Raw genomic sequence first — 16,699 nt, 5'->3', positions numbered from 1 at the left:
GCCCAGGCCGGGCTGGATTCCCGCCCGCGTCGCACGCGCCGGAGGGTCGGAGCGCTTTTCGACCAGGCATGGTGGTCCGGAGCGGTCGAAAAGCGCTCTAACCCGCGCTCTCCCGCCGGATGACGAGGTTCCGGATCTCGCTCATGTCCTCCATCGAGAAGCGAATGCCCTCGCGCCCGAGGCCGGAGTCCTTGAGCCCGCCGTAGGGCATGTTGTCGACCCGGTAGCTGGGGACGTCGTTGACGATCACTCCGCCGACCTCGAGCCGGTCCCAGGCGTCGAGCACCTTGTGGATGTCGCGGGTGAAGACCCCGGCCTGGAGGCCGAAGCGCGAGTCGTTGACCCGGGCGAGCGCCTCGCCGAAGTCGGTGAAGCTGGAGAGATTGGCGAGCGGGCCGAAGGCCTCCTGCCGGTTGGCGTCGCAGTCTTCGGGGACGTTCTCCAGCAGCGTGGCCTCGAGCATGTTGCCCTCGCACCCGCCGCCGCACAGCACGGTGGCGCCGGCGTCGATCGCGTCGTCGATCCAGCGCTTGAGGCGGCTTGCCTCCTTCTCCGAGATCATCGGGCCGATGAAGGTCTTGCGGTCCTTCGGGTCGCCGGCGACGAGCCCCTTGGTCTTCTCGACCAGCATCGCCTTGAACCGGTCGTAGATGTCATCATGGATCAGGATCCGCTGCACGCCGATGCAGCTCTGGCCGGACTGGTAGAACGCGCCGAACACGATCCGCTCGAGCGCATGGGCGAGGTCGGCATCGCGGTCCACGATCACCGCCGCGTTGCCGCCGAGTTCGAGCACGACCTTCTTCTTGCCCGCCCTCGCCTTGAGCGCCCAGCCGACCTCGTCCGAACCGGTGAAGCTCAGCAGCTTGAGCCGTTCGTCGGTGGTGAACAGGTCGGCCCCGTCGCGGCGCGCGGGCAGGATCGAGAAGGCGCCTTCGGGAAGGATGTCACACTCGGCGAGCACATCGCCGATGATCAGCGCCCCGAGCGGCGTGAGGCTGGCGGGCTTCATCACGAACGGGCAGCCCATGGCGATCGCCGGGGCGATCTTGTGCGCGGCGAGATTGAGCGGGAAGTTGAACGGCGAGATGAAGCTGCACGGCCCGATCGGCACGCGCTTCCACATGCCGATGTAGCCTTTCGCCCGCGCCGAGATGTCGAGCGGCTGGATCTCGCCGTAGTTCCTGACCGCCTCCTCCGCCGCGATGCGGAAAGTGTCGATCAGACGGGTGACCTCGCCCTCGGCATCGTTGATCGGCTTGCCCGCCTCGACGCACAGCGCATAGGCGAGCTCGTCGAACCGCTCGCGGAACCGCTCGACGCAATGCTGGAGCACGGCCTGTCTCTCGTAGCTCGCGAGCCGCACCATCGGCTCCGCGGCGCGCGTGGTCCCGGCAATCGCCTCCTCGATCACGTCGGGCGTGGCGAGCGCGGTGCGGAAGGCGATCTTGCCGGTGTACTTGTCCGTCACCTCGAGATCGGTGTTGGGCTGCGCCGGCCGGTTGTTGAGGTAGAGCGGGTAAGTGTCCTTGAGCTGGGGCATGGGATCCTCCTGCCCGATCAATCCCTGCCGCGGCCTATGGGTCCGCGGTCAGTATCCGCGCGCGGGGTCGAAGATTGGTTCGAGCGGTTCGCCGGCGACGTAGCGGCGGCAGTTGGCCACAAAACGCTCGGCCGAGCGGACGAACATCTTGCTCTGCGCCCGGCCGGAGAGGTGCATGGTGACATGCGCGTTGTCGAGCGACCACAGCTTGTGCTCGGCCGGCAGCGGCTCGGGCGTCGTGACGTCGAGGAAGGCGCCGCCGATGCGCTTGTCCTCCAGCGCGGCGACGAGCGCGTCCTGATCCACCACCGCGCCGCGGGCGATGTTCACCAGCACCGCGTCTTCTTTCATCGCCGCCAGTTCCTCCGCGCCGATCATCGCGTCGGTCTCGGGCGTGGCGGGAACGGCGAGGATGACCCAGTCGAACTCGCCGAGCCGCGCGCGCCACTCGTGCGGCCTGAGCACGCCCTCTCCGCCCGAGCGGCGCACGACCGAGACCTCGACCTCGAACGCCTCCAGCCGCGGCTTGATGAGCTTGCCGATGGCGCCATAGCCGAGCAGCAGCGCCTTGCTGCCGGCGAGCTCGCGCTTGCCCGGGGAGTCGGTCAGCCACTCATGCCGCTCCTGCGCGCGGACGACTTCGCGATAGCCCTTGGCCATCGTCAGCATGCCCATCACGACATACTCGGCGATGGTGATGGCGTTGATCCCGGCGCCGTTGGTGATCGTCACCCCGCGCTGCTGCAGCAGATCGAGCGGCAGGAAATCGAGCCCGGCGTAGATCGAATTGAGCCAGCGCAGCCTCTCCGCCCGCCGCACCGCCTCGGCCATCGGGTCCTTCGCATCGAGATCGAACCACCCGATCTCCGCCTCGGGCGCAAGCGCGTGCAGTTCCTCGATCGACGTGTACCAGCGCGGCTCGATGCCCGCGGGCAACTGCGCCTCCACCAGCGGCCGAATCAGGCCGGAAAGAACGGCGACGGTCATTGGGTTCTCCCTATCACACCTCTGCGGCCCCTCCACCACGAGCTGCTTCGCGTCTCGTGGTCCCCCTCCCCATCGCAAGTCGATGGGGAGGTGGCATCGCGAAGCGATGACGGAGGGGCCCTCTTCCCCATCGTCAACAATCGCTCCTTCGCCAATGCCAGGATCCCCTCGGCGACCTCCACCGCATCAGCAAGCACGTCGCTTGCCAGAATGCGAAGCGTTTCGACGCGGCGCTGGCGCAGCCAGGCATCGCGCTCTCCATCGCGAGCCGACCGATCGCCCATGTCATGCGCGAGACCATCTATCTCGATCGCGAGATTGGCCCGCGCACAGAAGAAATCGAGCACATAGGGGCCGGCGGGGTGTTGTTTGCGGAAGCGGATTCCGCGCGGTCCGCCGCGTAGCTGTTGCCACAGCAGTATCTCCGGCGGCGACATTTCGCGGCGCAGGCGCTTGGCATGTTTTACGGTGCGCGTGGGCTTGGCGGGGCGGCTCAAGAGGCCCCTCCACCGCTCGCTGCGCGAGCGGTCCCCCTCCCCATCGCAAGACGATGGGGAGGATTGGCGGCGGTCTGGATTGATCCTCCCCAACGACTTGCGTTGGGGAGGTGGCAGCCGCGCAAGCGGCTGACGGAGGGGCCTTCCCTCAGAGCTTCGGAGGGGCCCTCCCTCAGAGCTTCCATTCCCAGCCCAGCGGGTCGCCGTCCATCACCTCCACGCCCTTTGCTGCCAGCTCCTCGCGGATCGCGTCGGAGCGCGAGAAGTCGCGCGCTTCGCGGGCGTCGCGGCGGCGCTCGAGGGCGTCTTCGACATCGTCTTCGTCGAGTTCGGCGTTCTTCGGGCGCAGCCGCAGGTCGGCCCGAGTGAGCTCGAGCAGGCCGAGGCCGAGCACCGAGTCCATCTCCGCGATCGCCGCTCGCCGCGCGGCCGGATCGATCTTCTTCGCCGCCAGCGCCTCCTCGAACGCGGTCAGCGCGAGGGGCGTGTTGAGATCGTCGGACATGGCGGCGTCGAACCGGTCGAGGAACGGCGCAAGGCGCGGGTGGCGCGGATCGCCGCCTTCCTCCGCGTCGGCGAAGCGTTCGGCGGCCAGCACCATGCGCTTGAGGCGTGTCAGCGCGGCGCCGAGGCCGTCCCACGAGAACTCCAGCTCGCTGCGGTAGTGCGCCTGGAGGCACATCAGGCGGTAGGCGAGCGGGTGGTATCCTTTCTCCACCAGCAGCGGCAGGCGCAGGAACTCGCCGGCACTCTTGCTCATCTTTCCAGAGCGTTCGACCAGGAAGTTGTTGTGCATCCAGATGCGCGCGCCGCTCGCGAGCGGATCGTCGAGCCCGTTGGTGCAGCAGCGCGCCTGGTTCTGGGCGATCTCGTTCGGATGGTGGATCTCGCGGTGGTCGATGCCGCCGGTGTGAATGTCGAACGGGAAGCCGAGCAGCGCCTCGCCCATGACCGAGCATTCGAGATGCCAGCCGGGGGCGCCGCGACCCCAGGGGCTGTCCCATTCCATCTGGCGCGTCTCGCCCGGCGGGGTCTTGCGCCAGATGGCGAAGTCGGCGGCGTTGCGCTTGCCTTCGACCGCCTCGATCCGGCTTTCCCCCTCCTCGGTCTTTGCGCGGGCCAGCCGGCCGTAGTCGGCGACCGTCGAGACGTCGAAGTAGAGGCCGCTGTCGAGCTCGTAGCAATGCTTGTCCGCGATCGACTTCGCGAATTCGATCATCTGCGGGACATAGTCCGTGGCGATCGACCAGTGCGCCGGCTCGCGAATATTGAGCGCCTTGACGTCGGCCCAGTAGGCCTCGGTGTAGTGCTTCGCGATGTCCCAGATCGACTGCGCCTTTTCGGCCGCGGCCTTCTCCAGCTTGTCCTCGCCCGCGTCGGCGTCGTCGGTCAAGTGCCCGACGTCGGTGATGTTGACGACATGGGTGAGCGCGTAGCCCTTCCAGCTCAGCGTCCGGCCGAGCACGTCGGCGAAGACGTAGGCGCGCATGTTGCCGATGTGCGGGTAGTTGTAGACGGTCGGCCCGCAGGAATAGACCCGCGCCTCGCCGGGATGGACGGGCTCGAAAGTCTCGAGCTGGCGGGTGAGGCTGTTGAAGAGCTGAAGTGGCGCGCCGGTCATCGCCGCAAGCCTTGGCCCGCGCGCGGGCTTGCGGTCAAGCGTCGAAACCCTGCCAGCGGATCGCTTCGTCGAGCGGGGCGCGGGCGACGGGGAAGCCGTTCACCGGCGCCTCCGGGTCGCGCCAGCCGATCGCGAGGCCGCAGAAGAAGGTGTGATCCTCCGGTATATCGACCACCTGGCGGATCTGCGGCGAATAGACCGCCCAGGCCTCCTGCGAGCAGGAATCGAGCCCTTCCTCGCGCAGGAGGAGCATGATCGTCTGCAGCCACATGCCGATGTCCGACCACTGCGGCGGGCCCATGTATTTCGGCGTGTGGACCAGCATCAGCACCGGCGCGCCGAACGCGCGGAAGTTGTTGGCGAACCAGGCGAGCCGCTGCGCCTTGTCCTCCCGCGCGACCCCGAGGGCGCCGTACATGTCCTCGCCCACACCGAAGCGCCGCTGTTCGTAGGCGCCGTCGAGCTCCGGCGGGTAGATATGATACTCGGGTGCATGCGCCGCGCGGCCCTTGGGAAATTCCTCGGCGATCCGCGCGAACAGGCGCTCCAGCGGCTCGCCGGTGAGGACGAGCCCGTGCCACGGCTGCGTGTTTCCCCCGGAGGGTGCCCGCTGCGCCTTCTCCAGCACGCGCTCGAGGACGGCGCGATCCACGGGCGTGTCGAGAAAGGCGCGGATCGAGCGGCGGGTGGCGACTGCTTCGGAGACGTTCACTACCCGATCACTCCGCCTCGAACAGGCCCGCGAGCTGCTCGATGATGGTGCCGCCCAGTTGCTCTACGTCCATGATCGTCACCGCGCGCTTGTAGTAGCGGGTGACGTCATGGCCGATGCCGATGGCGACGAGCTGGACCGGGGACTGCTTCTCGATCCAGTCGATCACGCGGCGGAGGTGGCTCTCGAGATAGCCGGCGCTGTTCACGCTCAGGGTCGAATCGTCGACCGGCGCGCCGTCCGAGATCACCATCAGGATGCGGCGATCCTCCGAGCGGCCGAGCAGGCGCTGGTGCGCCCAGAGCAGGGCCTCGCCGTCGATGTTCTCCTTCAGCAGCCCCTCGCGCATCATCAGGCCCAGATTGCGGCGCGCGCGGCGCCAGGGCTCGTCGGCCTGCTTGTAGACGATGTGGCGCAGGTCGTTGAGGCGGCCCGGATGCGGCGGCTTGCCGTCGGCTAGCCAGGCTTCGCGGCTCTGCCCGCCCTTCCATGCGCGGGTGGTGAAGCCGAGTATCTCGGTCTTGACCCCGCACCGCTCGAGCGTGCGCGCGAGAATGTCGGCACTGATCGCCGCGATCGAGATCGGCCGCCCGCGCATCGAGCCGGAGTTGTCGATCAAAAGGGTGACGACGGTATCCTTGAACTCGGTGTCGCGCTCGACCTTGTAGCTCAACGAATGGCCCGGGCTGATGACGACGCGTGCGAGGCGCGCGGCATCGAGCAGGCCTTCTTCCTGGTCGAAATCCCAGCTCCGGTTCTGCTGCGCCATCAGGCGCCGCTGGAGGCGATTGGCGAGCTTGGTGACGACCGACTGCAGCCCGGCGAGCTGGCTGTCGAGATAGGCGCGGAGGCGGTCGAGCTCCTCGGCGTCGCACAGCTCGCCGGCTTCCACGATCTCGTCAAACTTGTCGGTGAAGTAGGTATATTCGAAGTCGTTCGGGATGTCGGTCCACGGCCGGTTCGGGCGGACGGGGAGCATGCCCTCGTCGCCTTCTTCCGACGGCTCTCCGTCGGCCATTTCCTCGCTCGACTCGGTGTCGCCATCGGTTTCGCCGTCGCCTTCGCCCTCGCTCGGCTCGCCTGCGATCTCGGTCGTCTGCGGCTCGGCCTCGCCGCTGTCCTCGCCTTCGTCCTGATCCTCGTCCTGGTCGAGGCCGTCTTCCTCGTCCCCCTCCTCGTTGTCACCGCTCTCGTTCTCCTCGGGCCGAGTGAGCTCGAGATGGCGCAACATGTCGAGCGCAAGCGACTGGAAAGCCTTCTGGTCGTCGAGCGAGAGCGCGAGCGCCTCCAGGTCGGGCTCGGCGCGCGCCTCGATGAATTCGCGGACCATCTCAACGCCGGCGCGCGCACGTTCGGGGATGGGCGCACCGGTCAGCCGTTCGCGCAGGATCAGGCCGAGCGCGGTCTGCAGCGGAACGTCGCTCTCGCTCTGCGCCCGCGCGATCGGATCGCTGGCAGTCCGCAGCTCCACCGCCGCGTCAAGGTTCTCGCGTATGCCGCTGAAATTGTTCGCACCAAGCGCTTCGTAGCGGACTTGCTCGGCCATGTCGTAACACGCCCGCGCCACCGGCTCCGACGGCGCGCCGCGCGCGTGCAGCGCGGTATTGTGATGGCGCAGCTTGAGCGCGAAGCTGTCGGCGAAGCCGCGCGCCTCGCTGGCCTGCTCCGGCGGCAGGGTGCGACCGGGGAGCGGGACGCGGAAGTTCTTGCCGCTGGCCGCGGGCGCGTCCGCGCTCCAGGCGACTTCGACCTCCGGCTCGCGCGCAAGGGCACGCGCCGTTCCGGTCAGCGCCTGCTTGAAGCGGTCGAGGGGCGTCTGGTCTGCCATTGTCGCCTATGCACGAGCCCCTGCGTAGGCAGGGGCCTCAGGCCGCTGGCGCGCGACTGGTGGTACGAGGTCCCCGCCTGCGCGGGGACTCGGGCGGAAAATCATCATATGATCTTCTGCCCGGTCTTCGCCCAGTCGGCGAGGAACCCTTCGATGCCCTTGTCGGTCAGCACGTGCTTGAACAGCCCGCGGATCACGCTCGGCGGCATCGTCGCGACGTCGGCTCCGATCCTGGCGCTTTCGAGCACGTGCGTCGCGTGCCGCACCGAGGCGACGAGGATTTCGGTGTCGAACAGGTAATTGTCGTAGATCAGGCGGATATCGCGGATAAGCTCCATGCCATCGAACCCGTTGTCGTCATGACGGCCGACGAACGGGGAGATGAACGTCGCGCCCGCCTTGGCCGCGAGGAGCGCCTGGTTGGCCGAGAAGCACAGCGTGACGTTGACCATCGTGCCGTCGCCGGTCAGCGCCTTGCAGGTCTTCAGGCCGTCGATCGTGAGCGGCACCTTGATGCACACGTTGTCGGCGATCTTGCGGAGGACTTCGGCCTCCTTCATCATCGTCTCGTGGTCGAGCGCGACGACCTCGGCGCTCACTGGTCCGTCCACGAGACCGCAGATCTCCCTGGTCACTTCCATGAAGTCGCGACCCGACTTGGCGATCAGCGAAGGGTTGGTGGTGACGCCGTCGAGCAGGCCGGTCGCGGCCAGGTCCTCGATCTCGGCGGTGTCGGCGGTGTCGACGAAAAATTTCATGTTCGGCTCCGATTGGCGATTCGCGATCGCTATACCTTTTCGGCCCTGCCAGGCCACCCCCGTCGCCCCTGCGAAGGCAGGGGCCCAGATAAGTTCGGTGGCGCGCTCTACCTCAGCCGCGAGCACGGCGCGAAGTGGCTAGGGCCCGACAACCCGCGACGTCGGATGGGCCCCTGCCTGCGCAGGGGCGACGGATCGGGATACTATCCGCCCGGATATTTGTTCGCCCCGACTTGCCGCCTGCGCCCCGCCGCTCTCATATGGGCGCGATCCAATGAACCGCGTCCGTCTCCTCGTCTTCAACGCTGCGCTCGGCGCGCTCGACTACTCGGTACCGCCCGGGATGGCGGTCGGGCCGGGCTCGGTCGTGGCCGCGCCGCTGGGCCCGCGCCAGATCGTCGGAGTGGTATGGGACGAAGAGCGCCTGCCCGCCAATCCCGTTCCCGACGCCAAGCTCCGGCCGCTGATCGAGGTGCTGCCGGTGCCGCCTCTCAAGCCCGAGCTGCGCCGGTTGATCGAGTGGACGGCGGATTACTACTGCGCCCCCCTATCCTCCGTCGCGCGCATGGTGATCGCCAGCGGCGGCGCGCTGCGCGGGCCGGCAACGGTCACCGAGTACCGCCTGACCGGCGGGATGCCCGAGCGAATGACGCCGCAGCGCGAGCGGGCGATGGAACTGCTCGAAGGCGAGCAGGCGACGATCCGCGAACTGGCCGAGCTCGCCGGCGTGTCCGACGCGGTCCTGCGCGGCCTGGTCAACCAAGGGGTGCTGGAGCCGGTCGTCGTCGATTGCGACCGCCCCTACCCGCGCGGCGATCCCGACCACGCCCAGCCGGAACTGACCGCCGACCAGCGCGCGGTCGCCGAGCGGCTGGTCGAGGCCGTCGGGGCGGACGCATTCGCGCCCTTCCTGCTCGACGGGGTGACCGGATCGGGCAAGACCGAGACCTACTTCGAGCCGGTCGCCGCCGCGCTGCGCATGGGCCGCCAGGTCCTCGTCCTCCTGCCCGAGATCGCGCTGACCGAAGCCTTCCTGCGCCGGTTCGAGGACCGGTTCGGCGCGCCGCCGGTGATCTGGCATTCATCGCTCAAGTCCACCGAGCGCCGCCGCGCCTGGCGGGCGATCGCGAGCGGGCAAGCGCAAGTCGTGGTCGGCGCGCGCTCGGCGCTGTTCCTTCCTTATGCGAGGCTGGGCCTGATCGTGGTCGACGAGGCGCACGAGGTCAGCTTCAAGCAGGACGAGGGGGTGCGCTACAACGCGCGCGACGTGGCCGTGATGCGCGGGCATTTCGAACGCATTCCGGTGATCCTCGCCAGCGCGACCCCCGCGCTGGAGAGCCTGCAGATGGCCGAGAGCGGCGTCTACGAGCGGCTCGAGCTGCCGAGCCGCTTCGGCGCGGCCGAACTGCCGGCGATCGAGACCCTCGACCTGACCGAAGAACCGCCCGAGCGCGGTCGCTGGCTCGCGCCGCGGCTGGCGCAGGAGCTGGCGGCGCGGCTGGAGCGGTGCGAACAGTCGCTGCTGTTCCTCAACCGCCGCGGCTATGCCCCGCTGACGCTGTGCCGCAACTGCGGGTTCCGCTTCCAGTGCCCCAACTGCACCGCCTGGCTGGTCGAGCACCGTTTCAGCCGCCGGCTCGCCTGCCACCATTGCGGGCACGAGACGCCGCCGCCTGCCACCTGCCCCGAATGCGGCGAGCCCGACTGCCTGGTCGCCTGCGGCCCCGGCGTCGAGCGGATCGCGGACGAAGTCGCCGAGATTCTGCCCGAGGCACGCGTGGCGGTCGCGACCAGCGACACGCTCAACTCGCCGGAGAAAGCTGCGGAATTCGTTTCGCAGGTCGAGGCTGGAGCCGTCGACGTGATCGTCGGCACGCAGCTCGTGACAAAAGGCTTCCACTTTCCCGAGCTGACGCTGGTGGGCGTGGTCGATGCCGATCTCGGCCTTGAGGGCGGCGACTTGCGCGCAGCGGAGCGCACCTATCAGCAGATCGCGCAGGTCGCCGGCCGCGCGGGACGCGGCGACAAGCCCGGCCAGGTCCTGATCCAGACGCGCCATCCCGAAGCCGCGGTGATCGCCGCGCTCGCCGCGGGCGACCGCGACGCCTTCTACGCTGCCGAGACCGAGGCGCGCCGCCACGCAGGCGCCCCGCCCTTCGGCCGCTGGGCCGCGATCATCGTCTCGAGCGAGGACGAGGCCGAAGCCAAGGAAGCCGCCCGCGCGATCGGCGGCACGCGTCCCGAGCACCCGGACATCGCCATCCTCGGCCCGGCCCCCGCGCCGCTGTCGCTGCTGCGAGGCCGCTACCGCTACCGCCTGCTCATCAACGCCCGCCGCAGCGCGCAAGTGCAGGACGTGATCCGCCAATGGCTCGGCGCCCTAGACTTCCCCCGCGGTGTGCGGGTGAGCGTGGACGTCGATCCCTACAGTTTCGTGTAGCGGTCGGGCCCTCAGCGGTCAGCCAGCATAGCTTGGGATGCCGCCTCCGAGCACGGTTTCGGCTTCGCGGCCGAGCATGGCCATGGCGGCGGCCCACGGCTGGTGGCCATGGCTGATGCGGGCGACGCCGAGTTCGGCGAGGGCGGCGCGGTCGCCGCAGGCGGGGGACCAGAGGATGTTGACCGGAAGGGGCGAACCCTCGCAGATCGCGGCAATGCACTCTGCATCGCCGAGGAATGGGACGAACAGCCCGCCTGCCCCCGCGTCGGCATAGGCGCGCGCGCGTTCGAGCGTTTCGGCGACCAGCGCCTTGCCCTCCGCTGCGGCGTCGCGGCCGCGGAATACGTCGCACCGCGCGTTGACGAACAGGCCCGTCGAGGCGGCCGCGGCAAGGCGCTCGCCCTGTTCGGCGAGAGGGACCAGCGCAGCTTCGTCCGGCATCCGGTCTTCCATGTTGATGCCCGCCGCGCCCGCCTCGCGCGCCTTGGCAACGGACGCCGCGACTTCCTCGGGCGTATCGCCATAGCCCGACTCCATATCGATCGAGACCGGCAAGTCGGTGACCGATACGATTCGTTCCAGGTTCGCCAGCACGACGTCCAGCGGCACGGTCTCCCCGTCGCTGAGCCCCAGTGACTCGGCCACGCCGTAACTGCCAGTGGCGATCGCCCTGGCTCCCGCTTTTGCGACGACGCGGGCGGAGCCAGCGTCCCAGATGTTGAACAGCACCAGCGGATCGCCCGGGACGTGGAGAGCCCGGAATTGTTCGATCTTGTCCATCATTGCTTTCCTTCACGTTTCAGCAGCTCACGCTTGATGTCGAGGCCGTAGGCATAGCCGCCGAGGTCGCCGTCGCTGCGGATCACGCGGTGGCAGGGGATCAGGACGGCGACGTTGTTGCGCGCGTTGGCGCTGCCCGCGGCGCGGACCGCCCTGGGGTTGCCGGCGGCGGCCGCGATGTCGGCATAGCTGCGGGTTTCGCCCGGCGGAATCTCCCGCAGCGCCTTCCAGCATGCTTCCTGAAAGGCCGTGCCCTTCACGTCGAGCGGGATATGGGCGAAATCGCCCGGTGCCTCGACCGAGGCAACGACCTCGGCCAGCAGCTTCTCGAACTCCGCACCGCCCTGGACCAGGTCGGCCTTGGGGAAGCGGCGGCGCAGTTCGGCCTCGTCCTCGTCGAACGAGAGGCGGCACACACCTTTATCCGTGGCGGCGACCAGCATCGGTCCGATTGTCGTCGGGACGACTGCCCAATGAATCGTGACTCCCCTGCCCCCGTCGGCCCATGCGCTCGGCGCCATGCCCAGCCTCCCTTTTGCATTGTCGTAGAACCGCGACGGGCCGGAATAGCCCGCTTCGTAGATCGCCTCTGTCACGCTCGTCCCGCCGCTCAGCGCATCGCGGGCACGCTCGGCGCGCAGGGCGCGGGCGTAGGCGGCGGGCGAGAGCCCCGTCGCGCGCTTAAACACCCGCTGGAAATGGCTCGGAGAATAGCCCGTGAGCTGCGCCAGCTCGTCCAGCGAGGGCGTGCCCTCCGTTCCATCGGCGCCCTGCTTGATCTCGTCGATCGCGGCGAGCACCGCGGCCTCGTCGCGCGCGACGTCATCGGGCAGACAGCGCTTGCACGGTCGCAGCCCTGCGGCGCGGGCGTCGGCACCGCTGGCGAAGAAGCGCACGTTCTCCCGACTCGGATGGCGCGCCGCGCACGAGGGGCGGCAATAGATGCCGGTGGTGAGCACCCCGGTCACGAAGCGGCCGTCGAAGCTGCGGTCGCGCCGCTGGACGGCGGCCCAGGCAAGATCGTCGTTAAGCATGTCAGCGCTCCTCATACCGTTCGATCCGCGCGGCGAAACAGCCATGCTTCGCGTTGTGCGCATCGATATAGGCAATGTTCTCGTCGTTCAGGAGATCGCGGACGGCGGCGTCGACGTCGTCCTCCAGCGCCAGCGACGCCCGGTGCAGCAGGCCGCCGGCGCTGTAGCCGCGCAGCGCGATCGGCCGCGCGCGCAGGACCGGCGGCAGGCTGTCGACGAATTCGGCGGCACGATCCGCCGTCCGCCGGACATAAATGGCGAACGTGTTGCGGTAAGGCGTGTCGACCGCGTGGTTGGTGAAGTTCGTGAGCAGGATCTCCTCCCCCGGCGCGGCATCCTGGAGGCTGACGCGGCAGGGGTAGTATCCGTCCGGTCCCACCGTCAGGCGCTGCGAGAGCGAAGCAGCCAGTGCGCCAGGTTCCATGGCGAAGCGGTCCGCGAACTGCGCGGGGTCGAGCCCGCGAATGCGATACGTCATGACAAGCGATCCTTTCGTGCTGTCACCCTCTACATGCGTACACTTGAGGACGGCCGCATCCCGGACCTTGCGGTCAAAACGGAGACTCCCCTAGAAGCCGTGCAGATGATGCGCTTGCTCACCCTGGCCGCCGCGCTGCTTGCGCTGTTCCTTCCCGCCGCGGCCCAGGCCGATCCAGCCGATATCGACGCGGCCGCGCGGGGCGTCGTGCGGGTGGTGATCATCGGCACCGACGGGCAGGAGGTCTTCCCGGTAAGCCACGGGACCGGCTTTGCGGTCTCCCCCGCGAAGATCGTGACCAATGCGCATGTCGTGCGCGAGGCGCTGCAGGACGATACGCTGCGCATCGGCATCGTGCCGAGCGAAGGCGGCGAAGCGGCCGCCTATGCCCGGCCGGTTGCCGTCTCTCCCAGCAACGACCTCGCGCTGGTGGAGATCACCGGCGAGCTGCGCCTTCCGCCGCTGACTGTCGCCGCCGGGCCGGTGCGCGACGGCGAGGTGTCGGCCGTAGGTTACCCGATGAACGTCGACCGGGCGCAGGGCCTCGGGATGGAGGACATCTTTCATTCGCAGCCGCCGGTGAAGAGCCGCGGGTTCATTTCGGGCCAGCGGCCGAGCCGGCTGTTCGACACGATCCTCCACACCGCGCCGATCGCGCGCGGCAATTCGGGCGGTCCTCTTCTCGACGGGTGCGGGCGGGTGATCGGCGTCAACAGCTTCGGCACCGATTCGGACGGCTCCGACGGGGAGTTCTACTTCGCCGTCTCGACCCGCGAGCTGCTGCCCTTCCTTCAGGCGAACGACGTCGAGCCGCGGGTGACCGAACTGCCCTGCCGCAGCCTGGAAGACCTGAACGAGGCCGAGCGGGCCCGGGTCGAGCGCGAGCAGGCGGAAGCGCGCCAGCAGCTCGCCGCCCGAACCGCGGAGGTGCGCGAGGAGCGGGCCCGGATCGAAGCCGAAGCGCGCGAATCGGTCCAGACCGACCGTGAGAACGCAATGGCACTCGCATTCGTGCTTGCCCTGCTCGCCGCCGGCGCCGCATTCGTTGCATGGCAGGCGCGGCAGGAAGGTGAGAGCGGAGAGCGCAAGCTGATGATCGCGGGCACGATCTGTGCGGTCGCGGCGATTGCCGCACTGGCGATCTGGTTCACGCGCCCCGGACTCGACGAAGTCGGCCGGCGCGTCGCCGCCGCGATGGACGAGAGCGGCGACACGCCCGACGCGCCGGGTGCCAGTGCAACCGGTGACGGCATGCTGGTTTGCACCCTCGACCTTTCGCGTAGCCGTATCGTCGGCGCGCCCGACCGCGAGCTCGAATTCTCCTGGCGCGAGGACGGCTGCGTCAACGGCCGGACGCAATACGGCTTCTCCGGCGGCACCTGGTCGCGCGTGCTGGTGCCGGACGAGGAGGACACCGTCTCGATCAACCAGTTCGATCCGGCGACCGGCACGTTCCGCGCGGATCGCTACCTGCTCGGCCGCAGCGCAATGGACGACGCCCGGGAGGCGCGCGACAGGTACACGCCGCCCCAGTGCGGTGCGGACGGCGCGGCGACGGCGCTGGCCGACCTTCAGTCGAGTGTGACCAGCCACCTTCCCGACGCGCCGAACGAGCGGCTCGTCTATTCGTGCGAGGCGAAGCGTTAGCGCCGCGTCCCGGGTCCGACCCGGGTTGCATAGTAGGAAACCGGGTGCTAGGCGCGCGCCAGCCTGGCCGGGGTGGTTTGCTCCGCCCGCATCGGCATGGGTGAAGCACCGCTATTTTCCGGACCTTCAAAGGACGAGAGACGCGTGGAGATTTCCGCCGGTATTCAGGCTAGCCTGTCAGGGCGCTATGCCTCGGCATTGTTCGACCTTGCTGCTGAGCAAGGCACGGTCACGGCCGTCGAATCGGACCTTGCCAAGCTGTCCGAGGCGCTCGCCGAATCGAGCGACATGCGCGCTGCGACCACCAACCCCGAACTCAGCCGCAAGGCGCAGGGCGCGGCCATGGCCGGCGTCGTGAAGCTGCTCGGCCTCAGCGAGCTGACCGGCAACTTCCTCGGCGTGCTCGCCACCAACCGCCGCCTGGCGGAGCTGCCCGCGATCATCCGCGCCTTCCGCGCGATCGCCGCCGCGCAGCGCGGCGAGGTTTCGGCCGAGGTCACCAGCGCCCACGCGCTGACCGACGCGCAGCTCGCGACGCTCAAGGACAAGCTGACCGCGCGCGAGGGGCGCACGGTCAAACTCGAAACGAAGGTCGATTCCGATCTGCTCGGTGGGCTCGTCGTCACCATCGGTTCCAAGCGGATCGACGGCTCGATCCGCACCCGCCTCAATTCTCTTGCCCATGCCATGAAGGGCTGACGCCACAAGGCTTCGAAGGAAGACACGAACATGGAAATCCGCGCCGCAGAAATCTCCAAGGTCATCAAGGACCAGATCGCCAACTTCGGCACCGAAGCCGAAGTCAGCGAAGTCGGCTCCGTCCTTTCGGTCGGTGACGGCATCGCCCGCATCCACGGCCTCGACAAGGTCCAGGCCGGCGAGATGGTCGAATTCGCCAACGGCGTTCAGGGCATGGCGCTCAACCTCGAGGCCGACAACGTCGGCGTCGTGATCTTCGGCTCCGACGCCGAGATCAAGGAAGGCGACACCGTCAAGCGCACCGAGACGATCGTGGACGTGCCGGTCGGCAAGGGGCTGCTCGGCCGCGTGGTCGATGCGCTGGGCAATCCGATCGACGGCAAGGGCCCGATCGAAAGCACCGAACGCCGCCGCGTCGAAGTGAAGGCGCCGGGCATCATTCCGCGCGAATCGGTTTCCGAACCGGTCCAGACCGGCCTCAAGGCGATCGACGCCCTCGTTCCCGTCGGCCGCGGCCAGCGCGAGCTGATCATCGGCGACCGCCAGACGGGCAAGTCGGCCGTCGCGATCGACACCTTCATCAACCAGAAGAACATCAACCAAGGCGACGACGAAGGCAAGAAGCTCTACTGCATCTACGTCGCCGTCGGCCAGAAGCGCTCGACCGTGGCGCAGATCGTGCGCCAGCTCGAAGAGAACGGCGCGATGGAATACTCCATCGTCGTCGCGGCGACCGCTTCGGAGCCGGCCCCGCTGCAGTATCTCGCGCCCTACACCGGCTGCGCGATGGGCGAATTCTTCCGCGACAACGGCATGCACGCCGTGATCGTATACGACGACCTTTCCAAGCAGGCCGTCGCCTACCGCCAGATGTCGCTCCTGCTGCGCCGCCCACCGGGCCGCGAAGCCTATCCGGGCGACGTGTTCTACCTCCACAGCCGCCTGCTCGAGCGCGCGGCGAAGATGAACAAGGCCGAGGGCGGCGGTTCGCTGACCGCGCTGCCGATCATTGAGACGCAGGCGGGCGACGTGTCGGCCTACATCCCGACCAACGTGATTTCGATCACCGACGGGCAGATCTTCCTCGAGACCGGCCTGTTCTACCAGGGCATCCGCCCCGCCATCAACGTCGGCCTCTCGGTGTCGCGTGTGGACGGCGCCGCGCAGACGAAGGCGATGAAGAAGGTCTCCGGCTCGATCAAGCTGGAGCTCGCGCAGTACCGCGAGATGGCGGCCTTCGCGCAGTTCGGCTCGGACCTCGACGCGGCGACGCAGAAGCTACTCAACCGCGGTGCGCGCCTGACCGAGCTGCTCAAGCAGCCGCAGTTCAGCCCGATGCCGTTCGAGGAGCAGACCGTGTCGATCTTCGCCGGCACCAACGGCTATCTCGACGCAATCCCGACCGACCGGGTGACCGAGTACGAAGCGGCAATGCTGAGCTACATGCGCAGCGAACATGCCGACGTGCTCAAGGACATCCGCGAAAGCGGCAAGTTCGAGGACGATGTGAAGAACCGCACGGTGAAGGCGCTCGACACCTTCGCCAAGCAGTTCGCTTAAGGACCGAGGCGAGTAACCCCACCTTGTCATCCCCGCGAAAGCGGGGATCCAGGGACCAAACTTCGACCATGGATTCCCGCTTTCGCGGGAATGACAGACAGGGAAACGGAGAACC

14 protein-coding genes are annotated in these 16,699 nt (G+C 68.3%); 4 read left to right on the top strand and 10 right to left on the bottom strand.

The annotated features are described in order from the left end of the window. Positions 1 to 97: 97 nt before the first annotated feature. The 7 genes from ETX26_RS02765 to fsa form a co-directional block, all read right to left on the bottom strand. A complete protein-coding gene (locus ETX26_RS02765; RefSeq protein WP_129523162.1) occupies positions 98 to 1,543 on the bottom strand; it encodes an aldehyde dehydrogenase family protein in 1,446 nt (481 codons plus the stop codon). A gap of 48 nt (positions 1,544 to 1,591) precedes the next feature. Beyond that, the gene (locus tag ETX26_RS02760; protein WP_129523161.1) at positions 1,592 to 2,530 is read right to left on the bottom strand and encodes a D-2-hydroxyacid dehydrogenase; all 939 of its coding nucleotides are present in this window, start codon (positions 2,528 to 2,530) and stop codon (positions 1,592 to 1,594) included. Continuing rightward, complete coding sequence (locus ETX26_RS02755; RefSeq protein WP_225425471.1) at positions 2,527 to 3,027, bottom strand: endonuclease domain-containing protein; 501 nt, start codon at positions 3,025 to 3,027, stop codon at positions 2,527 to 2,529. Before ETX26_RS02755 ends, ETX26_RS02760 begins: the two co-directional genes overlap by 4 nt. 172 nt (positions 3,028 to 3,199) lie before the next feature. Next, positions 3,200 to 4,648, bottom strand: a complete 1,449-nt coding sequence (cysS, locus tag ETX26_RS02750) for a cysteine--tRNA ligase (RefSeq protein WP_129523160.1) — start codon at positions 4,646 to 4,648, stop codon at positions 3,200 to 3,202. Positions 4,649 to 4,682: 34 nt separating this feature from the next. Next, positions 4,683 to 5,360, bottom strand: coding sequence for a nitroreductase (locus tag ETX26_RS02745; protein WP_129523159.1), 678 nt, complete (start codon positions 5,358 to 5,360; stop codon positions 4,683 to 4,685). A gap of 7 nt (positions 5,361 to 5,367) precedes the next feature. After that, positions 5,368 to 7,188: a cobaltochelatase subunit CobT gene (gene cobT / locus ETX26_RS02740; RefSeq protein WP_129523158.1), complete on the bottom strand. Its 1,821-nt coding sequence runs from the start codon at positions 7,186 to 7,188 to the stop codon at positions 5,368 to 5,370. A gap of 104 nt (positions 7,189 to 7,292) precedes the next feature. Then, the gene (gene fsa, locus ETX26_RS02735) at positions 7,293 to 7,946 is read right to left on the bottom strand and encodes a fructose-6-phosphate aldolase (protein WP_129523157.1); all 654 of its coding nucleotides are present in this window, start codon (positions 7,944 to 7,946) and stop codon (positions 7,293 to 7,295) included. Positions 7,947 to 8,220: 274 nt separating this feature from the next. On the opposite strand from fsa, the gene ETX26_RS02730 reads away from it, so the two are divergent. Beyond that, the gene (locus tag ETX26_RS02730) at positions 8,221 to 10,386 is read left to right on the top strand and encodes a primosomal protein N' (protein ID WP_129523156.1); all 2,166 of its coding nucleotides are present in this window, start codon (positions 8,221 to 8,223) and stop codon (positions 10,384 to 10,386) included. A gap of 18 nt (positions 10,387 to 10,404) precedes the next feature. Here ETX26_RS02730 and ETX26_RS02725 read toward each other — a convergent pair whose 3' ends face one another. From ETX26_RS02725 to ETX26_RS02715, 3 genes are read right to left on the bottom strand one after another with little or no spacing between them, the layout of a single operon-like run. Next, positions 10,405 to 11,169 (bottom strand): isocitrate lyase/PEP mutase family protein, encoded by a 765-nt coding sequence (locus ETX26_RS02725; RefSeq protein WP_129523155.1) that lies wholly within the window; start codon positions 11,167 to 11,169, stop codon positions 10,405 to 10,407. Further along, positions 11,166 to 12,200 carry a bifunctional DNA-binding transcriptional regulator/O6-methylguanine-DNA methyltransferase Ada gene (gene ada, locus ETX26_RS02720; protein WP_129523154.1) on the bottom strand — a complete coding sequence of 345 codons (1,035 nt, stop codon included), beginning with the start codon at positions 12,198 to 12,200 and terminating at the stop codon, positions 11,166 to 11,168. The genes ETX26_RS02725 and ada overlap by 4 nt, the downstream gene beginning before the upstream one ends. A 1-nt stretch (position 12,201) precedes the next feature. Next, complete coding sequence (locus ETX26_RS02715) at positions 12,202 to 12,678, bottom strand: DUF1203 domain-containing protein (RefSeq protein ID WP_129523153.1); 477 nt, start codon at positions 12,676 to 12,678, stop codon at positions 12,202 to 12,204. A gap of 105 nt (positions 12,679 to 12,783) precedes the next feature. Here ETX26_RS02715 and ETX26_RS02710 point away from each other — a divergent pair, with 105 nt between their 5' ends. The 3 genes from ETX26_RS02710 (at position 12,784) to atpA (ending at position 16,584) form a co-directional block, all read left to right on the top strand. Next, the gene (locus tag ETX26_RS02710) at positions 12,784 to 14,325 is read left to right on the top strand and encodes a trypsin-like peptidase domain-containing protein (protein ID WP_129524111.1); all 1,542 of its coding nucleotides are present in this window, start codon (positions 12,784 to 12,786) and stop codon (positions 14,323 to 14,325) included. A gap of 144 nt (positions 14,326 to 14,469) precedes the next feature. After that, positions 14,470 to 15,024 carry a F0F1 ATP synthase subunit delta gene (locus ETX26_RS02705; RefSeq protein ID WP_129523152.1) on the top strand — a complete coding sequence of 185 codons (555 nt, stop codon included), beginning with the start codon at positions 14,470 to 14,472 and terminating at the stop codon, positions 15,022 to 15,024. 30 nt (positions 15,025 to 15,054) lie between these two features. After that, positions 15,055 to 16,584 (top strand): F0F1 ATP synthase subunit alpha, encoded by a 1,530-nt coding sequence (atpA, locus tag ETX26_RS02700; RefSeq protein WP_129523151.1) that lies wholly within the window; start codon positions 15,055 to 15,057, stop codon positions 16,582 to 16,584. Positions 16,585 to 16,699: the final 115 nt, after the last annotated feature.

This window comes from Pelagerythrobacter rhizovicinus (genome assembly GCF_004135625.1).
GTDB lineage: Bacteria > Pseudomonadota > Alphaproteobacteria > Sphingomonadales > Sphingomonadaceae > Pelagerythrobacter > Pelagerythrobacter rhizovicinus.
The sequence above is the reverse complement of the archived record's forward strand: the minus strand, read 5'-3'. Positions and strand labels throughout refer to the sequence as shown.